General features: G+C 65.9%; 14 protein-coding genes. 7 read left to right on the forward strand and 7 right to left on the reverse strand.

Features of this window, described 5'->3' with window-relative positions; all coding sequences use genetic code 11:
• Positions 1 to 8: 8 nt before the first annotated feature.
• The 4 genes from NS6_RS14380 to NS6_RS14395 form a co-directional block, all read right to left on the reverse strand.
• Positions 9 to 1,388, reverse strand: a complete 1,380-nt coding sequence (locus tag NS6_RS14380) for an MmgE/PrpD family protein (RefSeq protein ID WP_068041791.1) — start codon at positions 1,386 to 1,388, stop codon at positions 9 to 11.
• Positions 1,385 to 2,599: a CaiB/BaiF CoA transferase family protein gene (locus tag NS6_RS14385; protein ID WP_068041794.1), complete on the reverse strand. Its 1,215-nt coding sequence runs from the start codon at positions 2,597 to 2,599 to the stop codon at positions 1,385 to 1,387. Before NS6_RS14385 ends, NS6_RS14380 begins: the two co-directional genes overlap by 4 nt.
• A complete protein-coding gene (locus tag NS6_RS14390) occupies positions 2,596 to 3,162 on the reverse strand; it encodes a MaoC family dehydratase (RefSeq protein WP_068041797.1) in 567 nt (188 codons plus the stop codon). The genes NS6_RS14385 and NS6_RS14390 overlap by 4 nt, the downstream gene beginning before the upstream one ends.
• 144 nt (positions 3,163 to 3,306) lie before the next feature.
• Complete coding sequence (locus NS6_RS14395) at positions 3,307 to 3,981, reverse strand: FadR/GntR family transcriptional regulator (RefSeq protein WP_084471076.1); 675 nt, start codon at positions 3,979 to 3,981, stop codon at positions 3,307 to 3,309.
• A gap of 399 nt (positions 3,982 to 4,380) precedes the next feature.
• Between NS6_RS14395 and NS6_RS14400 the strand changes: the two genes are divergently transcribed.
• From NS6_RS14400 to NS6_RS14415, 4 genes are read left to right on the forward strand one after another with little or no spacing between them, the layout of a single operon-like run.
• On the forward strand, positions 4,381 to 5,379 hold the full coding sequence (locus NS6_RS14400; protein ID WP_245669342.1) for an ABC transporter substrate-binding protein: 999 nt from the start codon (positions 4,381 to 4,383) through the stop codon (positions 5,377 to 5,379).
• Positions 5,380 to 5,410: 31 nt separating this feature from the next.
• Complete coding sequence (locus NS6_RS14405) at positions 5,411 to 6,202, forward strand: ABC transporter ATP-binding protein (protein WP_068041805.1); 792 nt, start codon at positions 5,411 to 5,413, stop codon at positions 6,200 to 6,202.
• On the forward strand, positions 6,199 to 7,008 hold the full coding sequence (locus NS6_RS14410; protein WP_068041808.1) for an ABC transporter permease: 810 nt from the start codon (positions 6,199 to 6,201) through the stop codon (positions 7,006 to 7,008). Before NS6_RS14405 ends, NS6_RS14410 begins: the two co-directional genes overlap by 4 nt.
• Complete coding sequence (locus NS6_RS14415; protein WP_068041810.1) at positions 7,005 to 7,829, forward strand: ABC transporter permease; 825 nt, start codon at positions 7,005 to 7,007, stop codon at positions 7,827 to 7,829. The genes NS6_RS14410 and NS6_RS14415 overlap by 4 nt, the downstream gene beginning before the upstream one ends.
• 68 nt (positions 7,830 to 7,897) lie before the next feature.
• Here NS6_RS14415 and NS6_RS14420 read toward each other — a convergent pair whose 3' ends face one another.
• Complete coding sequence (locus tag NS6_RS14420) at positions 7,898 to 8,353, reverse strand: SRPBCC family protein (protein WP_068041813.1); 456 nt, start codon at positions 8,351 to 8,353, stop codon at positions 7,898 to 7,900.
• A 235-nt stretch (positions 8,354 to 8,588) separates the two neighbouring features.
• Positions 8,589 to 10,178, reverse strand: a complete 1,590-nt coding sequence (locus tag NS6_RS14425; protein ID WP_068041815.1) for a DEAD/DEAH box helicase — start codon at positions 10,176 to 10,178, stop codon at positions 8,589 to 8,591.
• Between the two features lie 727 nt (positions 10,179 to 10,905).
• Between NS6_RS14425 and NS6_RS14430 the strand changes: the two genes are divergently transcribed.
• Complete coding sequence (locus NS6_RS14430) at positions 10,906 to 11,490, forward strand: NPCBM/NEW2 domain-containing protein (RefSeq protein WP_068041818.1); 585 nt, start codon at positions 10,906 to 10,908, stop codon at positions 11,488 to 11,490.
• A gap of 41 nt (positions 11,491 to 11,531) precedes the next feature.
• Here NS6_RS14430 and NS6_RS14435 read toward each other — a convergent pair whose 3' ends face one another.
• Positions 11,532 to 12,389, reverse strand: coding sequence for an ATP-dependent DNA ligase (locus NS6_RS14435; RefSeq protein WP_245669344.1), 858 nt, complete (start codon positions 12,387 to 12,389; stop codon positions 11,532 to 11,534).
• Between the two features lie 62 nt (positions 12,390 to 12,451).
• Here NS6_RS14435 and NS6_RS14440 point away from each other — a divergent pair, with 62 nt between their 5' ends.
• Both NS6_RS14440 and NS6_RS14445 read left to right on the forward strand, forming a co-directional pair.
• Positions 12,452 to 13,663, forward strand: coding sequence for a tyrosine-type recombinase/integrase (locus NS6_RS14440; protein ID WP_068041824.1), 1,212 nt, complete (start codon positions 12,452 to 12,454; stop codon positions 13,661 to 13,663).
• Complete coding sequence (locus NS6_RS14445; protein WP_068041827.1) at positions 13,660 to 16,056, forward strand: tyrosine-type recombinase/integrase; 2,397 nt, start codon at positions 13,660 to 13,662, stop codon at positions 16,054 to 16,056. Before NS6_RS14440 ends, NS6_RS14445 begins: the two co-directional genes overlap by 4 nt.
• Positions 16,057 to 16,077: the final 21 nt, after the last annotated feature.

Consider the following 16,077-nt stretch of genomic DNA (forward strand, 5'->3'; position numbering starts at 1 on the left):
AGCTTTCGTCAGTCGTGCCGATCGGTGGCGATGAGATACGCGAGGTCGTGCACGACGGTCAGGTCGGTCTCCGCGGACAAGTTCAGGATTCGGTCGGCGAGTTCGCCGGCCCGCGCGTGCCCGGCGCAGTTGCCGGTGAACTTCGCCAGCACTTCGGCATCGGTCATGGGAACCTCCGGTGTTCCCTTGCTACCCGGGACTTCTCCTGTCGCTATCCGCCCGTCGCGCAGGGTGAGAACAGCCCGGCCCGGCGCCGCGGCCGCGGGACCATCGGTCGGGGCAGGGAGCACCCGGACCGATTTCGCCGTCGCCGCGACAGCGGGACGGGTGATCGACTGCGGGGTGTAGGTGTCGATGGTGATCGCCCCGTCGTGGAGCAGTGCGGCGACGCTCCACGGCAGGTCGAACTTGGCATCGTAGGTACTGCGCGGCGGGGCCGTACCGGTGTGGTCACCACAGACGAACGGGCTGGAATCGGGGTGGACGTGCACCTCGATATCCACGATATCGGCCGGGTCCACCGCCACTTCGGCGACCGCGGCGGCTACGGCATCGAGGGTTACATGCATGAGCTGGCAGCTCGGATAGGGCTTGATACCGATGCGCGTGGTCTCCCAGCGGACCCCGAGATCGTCGGTCAGCACACCGAGATCGGCTCCGCGTTCCGACAGTGTTGCGTACACACCGCGCTTACCTTCGAGTACCGAGGGCGGTCCGGAGGCCCCGGCGGCGGCCAGTCGCGCGGCCACCACGCCCGAGAAGGCCGCGGAACCGGGATGCAGGGATTTGGTATCGGCGGCGGAGTCCAGGAACTCCAGTAATCCGCCGGCCGAGGAGCCGGCGATCCCCAGTGCGTCGACGAGGCGGGCGGCGGGCAGGCCCATCAGCCTTCCCGCGGTCACGGCCGCGGCGAGCGGCCCGGCCACGCCGGTGGCGTGCAGGCCGCGAGCGTGGAAACCGTGCGGGCTGACGGCGCCGAGCCGGCAGACCGTTTCCAGTCCGATCCCCGCCGCCGCCAGTACCTGCGCGCCCGTCGCCGACTGCTGCTGACCGACCGCGAACGCGGCCGGCAGCACGGTCACCGTCGGGTGGACCAGCCCCCCGGCATGGGTGTCGTCGAAGTCGAGTGCGTGTTCGAGCATCGCGGTCGCCATGGCTGCCGCCGGTGCGGACAGCGCCTCGCAACCGGTCAGCGCACGCGCCTGGGGTGGTCCGCCGAGGCTGTGCGCAACGGTCCACCCCGGGGTGCCGGCGGCCAGGCGGGCCGCCGCGATGGTGACGCCTACCCCGTCGAGCAGATGCCTGCCGGCCGCGTGCTGCACCTGCGGCGGCAGGTCAGCGGGCTCCGTCTCGTGAATCCACTCGGCCAGTACCGCGGCCGCAGTCATCGGCCGGTGTCCGAGTCGTCTTTGCCGAAGGCGCCGCCGGCGGTCAGCTCCGCGATCCGTTCGTCGTCGTAGCCGAGTCCGCGCAATACGGCTTCGGAATGCTCGCCGCGCGTGGGTGCCCGCCGGTAATCGGGCTGCTGGGTCCCGAAACGCACCGGCGAGGCGATCTGCCGGACCGTGCCGAAACGCGGATGTTCGGTATCGACGATCAGCCCGCGGGCGAGCGTGTGCTCCTCGGTGAGGGCCTGGCCGATATCGTTGATCGGCCCGGTCGGCACACCGGCGGCTCGCAGTAGCGACAGCCAGTGGTCGACGGTGGCCGTGGCGAAAACCTCTTCGAGAATCGGCAGCAGCTCGGCGGCGTGGCGGCCGCGACTCTCGAAATCGGTGAAGCGGGGATCGTCCGCGAGTTCCGGCCGGTCGATCGCGACGACAAGCCGCTGCCAGAACTTCTCCTTGGCGCAGCCGACGATGAGCCAGCCGTCCGATGCTTCGAACGCTTGGAACGGTACGAGCGACGGATGCGCGGAATTGCGGGTGCGGACGGGTTCGAAACCGCCGTTGAGATGCCAGGTCGCGGGATAGGTGAGCAGTCCCATCGCGGTGTCGTACAGCGAGAGATCGCAGTCACCACCGATACCGTCGCGCCGGGCGGCGTGCAGCCCGGCCAGGATACTGATGGCGGCGACGAACCCGCCGGAATAATCCACCAGCGAGAGGCCCGATTTGGTGGGCGGGCCGTCGGGGTCGCCGGTCACGCTCATCCATCCCGCCAAGCCCTGCAGGATGTAGTCGTATCCGGGTTCTTTCGCGCGTGGACCGGTCATCCCGAACCCGGTGAGGCTGCAGCAGACGATCGCCGGGTTGAGGTGTTTGAGCTGGTCGTAGGTGATGCCGATCTTTTCCGGTACATCGCCGCGCAGGTTGGAGTACACGACATCGGATTCACGGACGAGATCTTCGAACACCTGCCGGCCTGTCGTGGTCGACAGGTCCAGCGAGATACTGCGCTTGTTGCGGTTGAAGGTTTCGAAGAACAGCGAATCCTCGCCCGCGGCGAAAGGCGGGACGTAGCGGCCGACATCGCCGCCGACGCCGGGATCCTCGACCTTGAGCACATCGGCGCCGAGGTCGGCGAGGTGCACGCTCCCGAACGGGCCCGCGCCGTACTGTTCGAGCGAGAGGATCCGGACGTCTTCGAGCGGTCTCATTCGGAAACTCCGTTGGTCGTACCGGCGGATGCGGAATCGGGTAGCTCGAGCGGACCGCTCTTGGCCGCGGGGAAGTAGTTCTGCCCGATACCGCTTTCACGGGTCGCGACCATCACCGAACGCTTCCAGGAGATGACCTCGTCACCGTCCTGGTTCAGTCCGCGCGTGATCATCGAGACGATGCCGGCGTAGGGCCGCGACTGCGAGTGGCGCAGGCCGGTGCAGATGCTCTCGGCGTAGATCGTGTCACCGATATAGACCGGGTGGCTCATCTTGATATCGGTGAACGCGAGGTTGGAGATAGCGTTCTGGCTCATATCCAGGACCGAAATACCCAGCACCACCGAGACGGTGAGCCCCGAGTTGACGATGATCCGGCCGTTGGTGATCGGATTCTGTTGTGCCAGATGGGCGTTGAAGTGGTTCTGGTTCAGGTTCATCGACAGCAGGGTCACCCAGGTGTTGTCGGCCTCGGAGATGGTTCGTCCCAGTGGGTGCTGGTACACATCGCCAACGGTGTAGTCCTCGAAGAACCTTCCCAAAACTGCGGGATGGGTCGCCACGGTGCCTCCTAGGCGTCGGTCGGGCAGTCGCGATGACTCTAAACGTCTGATGTTTGTGGCGTCAATAGTTCGCCTTGCGAAAAGACTTCCGTAGTTAGCTGGTGATCGCCTGATCTTGTGGATTAAAACATCAGAGGTATCACTTTATGTGCACCGTAACCGGTCCATCTGTCGGTACGAATCCCGCAGATGGTCCAGATGCCGGCGCATGAGGTTCATGGTGGCCACCGAATCGCCGTCCCGTACCACCGAGAGGATCGCCCGGTGATCATGGTCCACGCAATCCCAGAATCCGTCCGGGGTGTGATCGCGGCCGAAGCGTCCGGACAGCACGCGGAAGACCGGCGCCGTGATCAGCTCGAGTAGTGGATTGCACGCCGCGCGCAGCAGGATGAGGTGGAATTCCTGGTTTGCCGCGTATGTCTCGGGGCCCTGGGTGCCGTCCGGTTCGAACATCACGGCTTCGAGCTGTTCGAGCTGATCAGGAGTGCGCCGGAAGGCTGCCATTCCGGCCGCGGGGACCTCCATCAGGTCGCGCACGTCCATCAGCTGGTCGACGCTCACGGCCTGCGCCGCGGCCATCAGTGCGACGCCGGTCTCCAGGTGAGCGCTGATGTGCCCGATGCTCGGGGCGGTGACGAAACTGCCGCCCGTCACCCCGCGGGTGGTGTGGATCAGGTTCTGGGTGGCCAGTGAGCGGAGGGCTTCGCGGATAGTGCTGCGCCCGACGCCGAACTCGTCGCTGAGCTCGGGCTCGGTGGGTAGCCGGGTGCCCGGAGGGAGTTCGCCGGACAGGATTCGGGCCCGGATGGCTTCCATCAGAATCTCGTAGGCCAGTGGCGGCCGGGGTGCCGCTGCCTTCGATCCGTGGTGCGTGTGATCGGCGACCAACCTCGGCCTCTCCTTGCCGGTCCGGGGCTACTTCTTGCCCGGTGGAATCTTGAAAAGTCTGCTGTATTAGGGCAAATTTCGCCATCCGTGGCCCGGTATCGTCGAGAAATGTGGATCTTGACGACTAAAGCATCATATGTTTACAGTCACCCACTGTAACCCACGTCTCACCAACGAGGTCCTGCGAGCCGTCACATCCCCACGTGCCGCTCTCTACCACCCGTGGCGGCGGCATCGTCACCACCGACCCGCACGATATGTCGAGGGATCATGTTCACATCATTTCCGTCCCCGCGTCGACGGGCCCGTCGACGCGGGTCGATCGCCGTGGCAGTCGCCTTGCTCGTCGCGCTCACCGGCTGCGCCGGCGATCCGGGCCCCGACGCCGATCCGGCCGCCCCCGTCACCATCGATGTGACGGTGTCGGCCGCGGCCGAGATCTACAGCATTCCGTGGCTCGTCGCTCAGAAACAGGGGTTGTTCGAGAAATACGGCGTCATCGTCGAGAACATCGTGCCGGGTAAAGGTGGCAGTGCCACCATGCGCACCCTGCTGGACGGCAATATCCCGATCGGCGAGGTGAGCTACCCGTCGATCGTGCAGGCCGACCCGACCGGTTCGGAACTGCGCGTGGTGGGTGGCGGTACGCAGGGGCCGTACCCGATGAACTTCTATGCACTTGCCTCGAATACCCGGATCAACTCGATCCAGGACGTGCGCCGGTGGGCCTATACCCGCCCGAACTCGGCGACCGACGCCCTCTCACAGCTGATACCGAAGCTGGCCGGTATCCCGGAAGGCCGGATCGAACGCGTCTCCTCGGGTGGTATCGGCGAGGGGCTCGCACTGCTCGAGGCCGGGTCCGTGGATATCGCGATGCTGCCGTCGATCGTCGCCGAACAGCGACCGGACGATTTCGAGCTGATCGCGAGCAGTCCCGAATACCTGGAGCGATTCCTCCAATCCACCATCACCACGACCAAGGACTACGCCGCCTCCCATCCGGGAGTGGTGCGAGCCATCAACGCCGGTTACACGGAGGCGGTCGCGTCCATCGACGCGAACCCACGCGCGGCGGCCGAGTTGTACGCCGAGTATTCGGGATTCGATGTCGAGGCCGCGCTGAAAGTGGTCGAGCGGGCGGCGGCCGCCCGAACCTGGGGCGGCGGCTTCGACCCCGCTTCGGTGGCCTCGGCGCAGGCCGGGGTCGAACTATCGGGCAGCGACCGCGACCCCGACCTGTGCACCCTGTTCGATCCGCAGTTCCTGCCGGCCGAGGTGGATCATTCGCTACCCGACGGATGCTCCGGCACGTCCTCGTCGTGATGTATAACTTCCGACCGCGAAGGGTCAGTTCATGAACACTCCAACGACATCCGATCCGATCGTCGACGCACGCGGTGTCGTCCGGCGGTTCGGTGCGGTCACCGCACTCGACGGGGTCGATCTGCAGATAGGGCGCGGTGAGTTCGTTTCCATCGTGGGCCCCAGCGGCTGCGGTAAATCCACGATGCTGGAGATCGTCGCGGGTCTGCAGGACCACGACGCCGGGACCGTGGCCGTGGACGGGAAGCCGTTGAGCGGCCCCCGAGAACGCACCGCGGTGATCTTCCAGGAATCGGCCACCCTGCCGTGGCGGACAGTCCGTGACAATGTGGCTTTCGCGCTCGAGGTGCAAGGAGTGGCCAAGCGTGAGCGCCGATCCCGCGCCGATGAACTGCTGGCCACGGTCGGCCTCGCCGCTTTCGGAGATCATTTTCCGGGGCAGTTGTCCGGGGGAATGCGGCAACGTGTCGCCATCGCCCGGTGTCTGTCGATGCAACCCGATCTGATCCTGGCCGACGAGCCCTTCGGCGCGCTCGACGAACAGACGCGGCTGGTGATGTCCTACGAGCTGCTCGAAATCGTCGAGAAGCTCACCTGCGGTGTCCTGTTCATCACCCACAGCATCCAGGAGTCGATCCTGCTGTCGGACCGGGTGCTGGTCATGAGCGCGCGGCCGGGACGATTCATCGACGATATCGACATCGACCTCCCCCGTCCGCGTTCGGAGGGGGTGCTGACCTCGCCTGCTGCGACCTCGTTGCACGAACGTATCTGGTCGTCGCTGCGGGACGAGGCCAAGAAGACGATGAGCGTGACCCGATGAGCAACAGATCCGTAGTCCCCGGCTATCTCCGTCCGCCGCCGGCCCGGGTGCTGCGGCTACCGAGCTCGGGCTGGACCGCTGTGGTCATCATCGTGCTGCTGGTACTGGTCGAGCTCTATGCGCGCTCGTCGCTGGCCTCGCCGCTGGATATCGTGCCTGTTTCGGACATGGTGATCGAGACGATCCGTTTGCTCGGTGACCGGGAGTTCCTGGTCGATTCGCTGGGGCGCACGCTCGGGATCATCGCCATCAGTTTCGTCGTCAGTTCTGTTCTGGGAATCGCGGCCGCATACCTGCTGTGGCGGTTCGACCTGTGTAAGCGCGCCTTCCGCCCGTACCTGAATGTGTACTACGCGGTGCCGACTTTCGCGCTCTATCCCATCATGGTGGTGCTTTTCGGCAGCGGAATCACGCCGATCGCGGTGCTTTCGACGGTCTTCGCCTTCGGTATCGTCACCGTGAACGCGCAGACCGGATTCGAAGCCACGACGCCGATCATCGGGAAACTGGGCCGGGTGTTGCGCATGACCAGGTGGCAGTACTTCCGGTCGATCCTGCTGCCCTATGCGCTACCCAATATCATCACCGGACTGAAACTGGGGCTGTCGTACGCCATCATCTCCGTGCTGGCCAGTGAATTCATTCTCTCCACCGACGGCCTGGGCCACTACATTTCGATCGCCTACGACAGCTTCGATATCGCCGAGATGTACGCGGGCATCCTGGTGGTCACCGCGCTGGCGCTCCTGGCGACCCTGCTCATCTCCGCAGTGCTCAACCGATTCGATTGGAGGCGCCGGCGATGACATCCGTAGCGTCGCGGCAGCTGTCGACCCGCCCGATATCCCTGGGCACAGCGGTGCCCCGGACCAGCACGACCCGGCGAGTCGGGCCCGCAATCCTCGTCGCCGTCCTCGGGGTCCTGGCCTGGTGGGTCACCGCGATCGTGCTGGACAGCCGAATCTTTCCCACGCCCGCCGATTCCATGCGGTCGCTGTTCGCCGATCTGGCCACCGAATCGTTTCGCGCCAATGTGTTCGACTCCCTGCGCCTGCTCATCGCCGCCTTCGTCGTCAGCGTGGCAGTGGGTTCGATTCTGGGTCTCGCGCTCGGGCTGAGCGCTTTCTGGTCGCGTGCGGTGCTGCCGATCATCTACTCGATCAACAGTATTCCGAAAATCGTGCTGTACCCGCTGTTCCTGTCCTTCCTCGGGATAGGCCAGCTGAGCCGGTTCGGATTCGCTTTCTACGCGGCATTCGTCCCGATGCTGATCATGGCCGTGGAGAGCGCGGCCGCGGTCCACCCCCTGCATCTGAAAATGGCGGCGTCGCTGCGGATGAGCTGGCCGCGGCTCATCCGCCAGATCATCGTGCCTTCGGCTCTGCCCGCACTCGCCACCGGTATGCGGACAACCTTCGGTCTCGCCTTCCTGGGCTTGCTTCTCGCGGAGATGTTCTCCTCGTCGAGTGGTATCGGCTACGAGATGTTGCGCAATGTGAGCCTCATCCGGATGGAGAACATCATGGGCTCGGTCGTGCTGATCGTGGTGATTGCGCTACCTCCCACGATCGCCCTGCAGGCGCTGGAAAACCGCGTCACAGCCCGCTTCGGCGGATCGGCCCGATAATCCGGCCGGTCTGCTGGTGCGCGTTTCCGCGATCAGTTGTTGTCCGGTGGGAGGATCGGCGAGAGGGATCAGCCGGGACCGTCGGGGGAGCGGCCGACAGCCAGGGCCGCGAGCCGCTGAAGCGATTCGTGATTGCGCGGAAGGAGCGCCATGTCCTGGACCGGCCCGGGTAACAGGCGTGCGGGGCCTCGGCAGACGCGTTCGGCCATCCGGACCTCGGTGTCGGCGGGGCCGAGGGCGGCGAGGTGCAGTGAGATACGCGCCGCCCCGGCCGGCCACAGCCGGGCTTCCAGCTCCAGATGGTGTGGGGGATCCACTGCGCGCACCGTCGTGGTGTCGCTGAGAGCCAGCGGCCAACCGCCGACGCTGTGATGGATACGGGTGCCTATCTCCGGCCAGCCGGTATCGACCTTCCGTATATGTGTGGCACCGACAACCCACAGCGCATAAAGCCAGCCGTCGGCGAGAACGGCGAATACGTCCTCGATCGGGATAGGGATACGCACACTCGGTTCGGCGGGCATCGCAGCTCCGATCGTCGGGGAACCCTTGCTGCATGCGGGCACCTGTGCTGTACCGCAGATACCTCGCCCGGCGAGTTACCCGGCCACCGGCCTGCGAAACGCGCCGGGATTCGCGGCACACCGGCGCCGTCCGGGGCTTTCGCAGCAGATTCGCCGCGCGGCGCCGGGGCTCGAGCAGGCTGTCATCGCCCGAGAGGGACGCAGCCTGCCCGAGGAAATCCGGGTCAGGAGCGGATCAGCCTGCCGGGCGGGTGGCCCGGCGAGGACGACGCGAGCGCGTCGGATCGGAAGTATTCGTGGTGGTCGTATGTGCGGCCCGTTTCGTGCCTGCTGTCTGCTTGCGTGCGGGAGCCTCGTGGCCGGACGCGACCCGGCTGCCCGCGCGTCCCGCGGAAGCTCCACGTCGTCCGCCGGATCCGCGTGCTCCGGCGTGTTCGGCCGCACCGGAACGATCGCTGTGGCCGGAACGTTTACCCGACCCCTCCGGACGGGTCCGCTGTCCCGCACCGGCGGCCGAGCCGGTCGTATCAGCGCGGCCGTTCGCCGACGTGCGTGCACCGCGCGAGCCGCGCCTACCACTGCGGGCAGGTTTGTTCTCGGGGCGCGAGCGGTCGGCCTGAAACGGCTCCGAGGGGAGCTGCAAAGCGGCAGCCGCACCGTCCGAGAGGTCGGCGAGGATCGGCGAATCGACGGTCACCGGGCGCGGTTTCACCGTGATACCCGCTTTGCGCAGCAGCGCCGCGACATCCTTACGCTGTTCAGGAAGCACCAGCGTGACCACGGTACCTTCGGTTCCAGCGCGTGCGGTGCGGCCGGACCGGTGCAGGTAGGCCTTGTGCTCGGCGGGCGGGTCGACGTGGATCACCAGTTCCAGGTCGTCGACGTGGATACCGCGGGCCGCGATATCGGTCGCGACCATCACCCGGGCCGTCCCGGCGGCGAATGCGGCGAGGTTGCGGTCGCGGGCGGGCTGGGAAAGGTTTCCGTGCAGGTCGACGGCGGCGATACCGGCGCGAGACAGTTCGCCGGCCAGTCGCCGGGCGTGGTGTTTGGTGCGCATGAACAGGATGCGGCGGCCGCTACCGTTGGCCAGCATCCGGACAATTTGTTTCTTCGCCGCGGCACCCTCGAGTTCGAAAACGTGATGTTCCATCTTCGGCGGCGGGTCACCCGCTTCGTCGACCGAATGGGTGACGGGTGTGCGCATGAACCGGTCGACCAGCTTCCCGACCCCGTTGTCCAGCGTGGCCGAGAACAGCAGGCGCTGACCATCGGCGGGGGTGGCCGCGAGGATCCGCGTCACGCCGGGCAGGAAGCCGAGATCGGCCATATGGTCGGCCTCGTCCAGCACGGTGATCCGCACCGCGTCCAGCGTGAGGGCCCGCTGTTTCATCAGATCCTCGAGCCGGCCGGGGCAGGCGACGACGATATCGACACCTTGTTTGAGGGCCTTGATCTGGCGGTTCACCGGGACACCGCCGAAGACGGTGGTCACCCGCAGCCCGCGGAGCTGCGCCAGCGGGGTGATGGTGGCGGCGATCTGGGTGGCGAGCTCCCGGGTGGGGGCCAGGATCAGCCCGGCCGGCCGGCCGGGTACCCGCTTGGCGCCGGCGAGCCGGTCGACCATCGGGATCGCGAAGGCCAGGGTTTTACCGCTACCGGTCTTACCGCGGCCCAGCACATCGCGTCCGGCGAGGCTGTCGGGCAGGGTGGCGGCCTGGATGGGGAACGGCGTGGTGATACCGGCGGCCGCGAGTTCGTCGACAATTCCGGTGGATACGCCGAGATCGGCGAAAGTCTGCGTGACAGCAGTGTGGACAGGCATGAATATAGTGCGCCTTTCGGCATCGGAGGTGATACCGCGACGTCCGATCGGACCGATGTCCGGGCCTACACGAGGTGGCGGTGTCGCGGGTCCCGACGCGAAAAGCAGGTATCCCGCGACGGCTGTACATGCATACTCATCGGCGCAGGTACAGCAGTCACCATACAGCACGGGTGGGCCGAATCCGGTATTCGTGAATCGGCGCACAGTCGATCGGGTCGGCGGTCGAATTATTCGCGGGCATCTGTGATAAGGGTGGCGTTGCCGGCCCGAGCGGTGTCACCGGCTTCCGGCCGCAGCGATTCGCCGGGCAGGCGGTAGTTGCCGGAGAATCGCCGCATTACTGCCGATCGGGAATCGGGGCCGCTGCACGCGGATAGCCGATATTCTGCCGGATTCGCTCGCTGCCCGATCGATCCGAATGGTCTGGTCCTTTGCTGGTGAATTATCAAAGCCCGCCATATCTTTCGCGTTCCGGGCCCAGAGAAACCGATAGGCCGTATCAGCCGGCCGCGGCAGCACCACCGACCCGAGCGCTCCGATTCCCTACACCCGTCGAGCGTGGTATATCTCTGCTGCGGCACCCATCCGGGTTCCGGCGAGTTCGTCGAAGAAGAGTGTGCGCGTGTCCAATCCCACCGATCCCACCCGCGGGCAACCCGAGAGTCCCCCCTCGCCGGCGTCTACGTCGCCGGATGCTCGTGCAGGTGATCCCGTCCAACGGGTGATGCTTGTCTCAGGCCTCGGTGCGGCGCTGGCGATCGCCGGTTTGGTCGTGACGCTCATCGTCGGTCCGGGTTCGGGGGAAGCCGACTCCGATTCCGCCCTCCCCGCGACCACCACGGAAAGTTCGACCTCCGCCCCGGCGTCGTCGCCGGTACCGGCCGCCGCGACCGATGGCACCGCCCAGCAGTTCGTGGCCGAACTGTCCCCGGTCGGCACCACCGCCTACACCGGGTCGATCACGGTCAACAATGTTGCTTATCCGCACGCGATCTACCAGCAGTTCAGCGGCTGTAGCACCGAGGTGAAGCACACCTACGACCTCAACCGGGAATGGTCGCGCTTCTCCTCGGTGGTCGGTGTGGCCGACGGGGGAAATACAGAATCGGCTCTGCAGTTCTCGGTGGTCGCCGACGGCAAATCGGTTTTCACATCGGGAAATATCGGTGTGGGCGTACCGCCGAAGGTGGATATACCGGTGGCCGGTGTGGAGAACCTGACGATCGCATTCACCCTTCTCGACAGTGACTCGTCGAGTTGCACCCAGCTCGGCAACGGCGTCTGGGGCGATCCGACCCTCACGAAATAGGTTCGGCGAATATCGTCGTCGAACGGCGCGGGACCGCTCGTTCACTCGGGGACGACCACCTCATCGGTCGATTTGTCGGCGCGTAGACCACGCCAGCTGGGATGACGCAGCCCTTCGCCGGTGTACTCGCGGTACTCGACATCGCCGACGAGAACCGGCTCCACCCAATGTGGAGTCCCGGGCCGGCCGCGTGCCGAAGCCAGCGGGAACAGGGGATCGGCGCGGGCCAGTTCTTCGAGGCGGGCGCGCAGCGAACGCCGGTCGGCGAAGGTGAAACCGGTGCCGACATTGCCGATGTGGATCAGGTTGCCCGCGGGATCGTGCGCGCCGAGGATCAGCGACCCGAAGAACCCGGATACCGACCCGCTGCCGGAGGTCCAGCCCGCGACGATGGCTTCGGTGGTCCGGCGGAACGGGGTTTTGATCCAATCCGGGGAGCGCCGGCCGGGCCGGTACACGGAGTCGATGCGTTTGGACACAATGCCCTCGAGGTGGTTGTCCCGGGCGGCGGCCATCATTTTTTCCGCGTCGACCTCCACCCAGTGCGGCGGTGTCTGCACCGGTGCGGCGGTGAACCCGAGCCTGTGGAGCCGCTCCCGGCGCCGTAGATACGGTTCTCCTGTCACGGTCTCGCCCTCGTCGACGAGCATATCGAAGAGGAACAGCTGAACCGGTACGGCCCGCACCAGCGCAGCGCCTGGTCGCGCGACATGCATGCGGCGCTGTAGCAGCGCGAACGACGGCGTGCCGGCCGGTGTCTGCGCGATGATCTCGCCGTCGAGAACCATCTCGCGATTGCCGGCCCCGGTGGTCAGGGCGGCCACGAGCTCTGGATACGAATCGGTGATTTCGCGCCGGTTACGGCTGTAGAGGCGGCAGGCCCCGCCGCGGCAGATCACGATCGCGCGTCATGTTGACTGAACTACGAAGAATTCGCGCACCTCGCGCATAGTTCATCGGCATGGGAGTTCTGCGATTGAATGTGCCTGCAGCGGGCCTGCCTTCGATCGGGTCGGTCGAGGCGGTCGAAGGTGTACAACGTTGGCAGGTCCGGTTTCCGGACCGCCCGCATGAGGCGGCCGAGCTATGGCTGCGGGAGCTGTCGGCTTGCGACCTGAGCCCGAGTTCGCTGCGCAGTTATGGATTCGACCTACTTCGCTGGTTCCGGTTTCTCCATGTTCACGGCGTCGCTTGGCAACATGCAGAGCGCGCTCACGTGCGTGATCTCGTCGAGCACCTGCGAACGGCCCCGAATCCGCGGCGGCTGCACCGCTCGCCGACCGCGCCGCCGTTGGGTTCGGTCAACGCGATCACCGGGAAGTCCTATCCGACCATCGGGTACGCGCCGCGCACGATCAATCATCAGCTGACGGTGTTGTCGGAGTTCTATGTGTTTGCGGTCGATTCCGATCTCGGTCCGCTGTTGAATCCGGTGCCGACCAGGACCAGGCGCGGTGGAGGTCGGGTCGATGCGCACCACAATCCGATGGAGCCGTTCGCCAGGGGCCGGCGTGCCCCTTACCGGCAGAAAGTGCCGCAGCGGCACCCGCGGTCCATTCCGGATCAGGCAGTGGAAGACCTGTTCGCGGCACTGCGAAGCAACCGAGACCGGGCGCTGGTGGCCTTCTACCTCTCCTCCGGAGTCCGGGCCTCGGAACTGCTCGGGATGCGTCTGGTCGATGTCGACGCCGGGCGCCGCACTATCAAGGTGGTATCCAAGGGCAGCCGCGAACTGGCTGAAGTTCCCGCCTCGGCGGACGCATTCGCTTGGCTTTCGCTGTATCTGGTCGAGGCCGCTCAGCAGGATCACCTGGACGACGGTCTGGTCTGGCACACACTGCGCAGTCCCTACCGGCCACTGACCTATCACGCAGCGAGGGCGGTGCTGATGCGCGCGAACGCCCTGCTGGGCACCAATCATTCTCTGCATGATCTGCGCCACACGGCCGCGACCCGCATGATCGACGACCCAGTGTTCACCCTCGTTGATGTGCAGACGATCCTGCGGCACGCCTCGGTCAGCACCACCCTCCTCTACACCAGACCTCGGCTGGAGGATCTCATCGCCAAAGTCACCGAACACCACGCCCGTCCACGCCGCGAATCTGTTGCGCCGATCGCCGATGGTTACGACGCCGAACAGGTGCGTGAACTGCTGGGACTGACCGAATGAGCGACACCGCCACAGAGGATGGCGTTGTGGCGCGGATGCCACGCGATCACCGGTACGCCCCATCGGGGCGGATCTACGCTCTCGATGGCTACGACGCCGGACGGCCACCCCCGCCACGGCCGGACGACAGCCCTGGATCGGATCTGTTGGCCGCCGGAATCGACGAGGTAGTCGAAGCTCTGGCGAGTCAGCTCGGACCGATCATGCCCGGTGACGTTCGTAACCGACAGCGGTGGATCCGGCACCTGCACCGGGTGCTGGAGTGGCTGGCCGAGTACCCCGGCGACACCTGGGAACAGCGGTGGTTGGCCAGCGGCGCCGACGAGGCACCCCGGGCATGGGCACACCAGCTCGAGGAGGACGGCCGCGTCACCAGATCCGTCGACGGACACGGAGCCCTGACCGCACTGGTCATCGCCAGGTTGGTCCGGCCCTCGTACACGTTCATGTTGTCGACGATCTTTCGAGAACTACCGCAGCGGTTCTCTTTGTTCAACGACCCGGACATGTTCGACCGGCTACGGGCGCTACCGTCTTACAGCGCGCAGGTACGGCGGGTCCAACTCGATGCAGAGACTTGTCTGGCACGGATCATGATCCGCACCGGGAAGCCGCTGGGCGCCGTCACCGGTGACGATCTACTCGCCTACGCCGATATGGTCCGCGCTTCCGGGCGCATCCGCCGCGAGCACTTGGCTTGGGAACTGATGGTTGAGCTCGGCCCTTTCGCCGATGAGCCGCCGACGCTACGGGCAGTATGGAGTGCCAAGGGCAACACCCGCCAGCACACCACCGCTGGCCTCGTCGACCGATACGGACTGCCACCGAGCCCGGTCCGGGACCTGCTCATCGACTACGTCGACGAAATCAGACCCAGCGTCGACTACTCCACGCTCGAACACATCACCCACCACTTGGCGAGGTTGTTCTGGTGGACGATCCTGCAAATCAACCCGGCCCAGCAGGATCTACGACTGAGCCCTGAAGTGGTTGCGGCCTGGCGAGAGCGGCTGGCCGTCACCAGTAAAGGCAAACCCCGCGGTGACTTCCACGGAATCTTGTTCACCGTGCGCGCCTTCTACCACGACATCGCCCACTGGGCTCTGGAAGACCCCGCCCGCTGGGCGCGGTGGGCGGCACCGTCACCGGTCCGCGCCGCCGACGTACGTGCACTACAGAAGACCCGTAACCGGGTCAAAGCGCGTATGCAGAAACGTACCCGGGTACTGACCGGGCTACTCGACCAGTTCACCACCACCGCGCTCGACCGCAAACGCTGGTCGGCGGAGCTGCTACAAGCCGCCAAAAACGCGGCCCATGATGAAGAGTTCACTGTGGACGGCATCACCTACCGGCGCCATGACCCACCGTTGACCGCCACCCGCAACCAGCGGAGCCGGACCTGGGTTGCCGGACCCGCCGATATCGCCAACAAATCCGGCCTGATCGATACGAGCAAACTCGAACTGGACTGCTTCTGGGCATGGGCCCTCATCGAAACCCTGCGGCTCACCGGAGCCCGAATCGAAGAAGTTCTCGAACTGACCCAGCTCTCCATTCGCCACTACACACCGGCCAGCACCGGCACCCTGGTGCCGCTGCTGCACATCGCGCCCTCGAAGATCGATATCGAACGACTCATCCCGATGAGCCCGGAACTGGTCGAAGTCCTGGTGGCCGTTCAGCGCCGAGCCAAAGCCGGCCGCGAACGGGTCCCGCTGTCGGTGCGCTACGACCACCACGAACGGCTTCACGGCGAACCCTTGCCCCACCTGTTCGCCCGTCCGGTAGGTGCTCGCCACGAAGTGTTGTCGACGAACTTCGTACGCACCATCCTGAACGCCACCGCCGAGGCTGCCGGCATCACCGCCGATGGCGAGCCCGTCGTGTTCACACCACACGACTTCCGGCGCCTGTTCACCACCGATGCGGTCGGATCCGGATTGCCCCTGCACATCGTGGCCTCACTACTGGGCCACCTGGATCTCGACACCACCCGCAGCTACGCCGCGGTGTTCGACGACGAAGTGATCGCCCACCACCAGAAGTTCATCACCCACCGGCGGACATTGCGTCAATCGGTCGAGTACCGCGACGCCACCGCCGGGGAGTGGCGTGAGTTCGAACAGCACTTCCTGCTCCGCCGCGTCGAGCTCGGCGACTGCTTCCGCCCGTACGGCACCCCGTGCATTCACGAGCATGCCTGCGTGCGTTGCCCCTTCCTGCGCTTGGACCGTGCCCAGCTGCCGCGTTTGGACGACATGGCCGCCAATGCCCGCGACCGGCTCGACCAAGCCCACGAGCGGCAGTGGCTGGGCGAGGTCGAAGCCCTGCAACAGACCCTGCGCCATATCGACACCAAACGCCAGCAGATCGCGCCGGCATCGAGCTGAGCGCCGGAGACGCCGACCGAT

The organism is Nocardia speluncae NBRC 108251, assembly GCF_001613245.1.
In the GTDB taxonomy this organism is placed as follows: Bacteria; Actinomycetota; Actinomycetes; order Mycobacteriales; family Mycobacteriaceae; genus Nocardia; species Nocardia speluncae.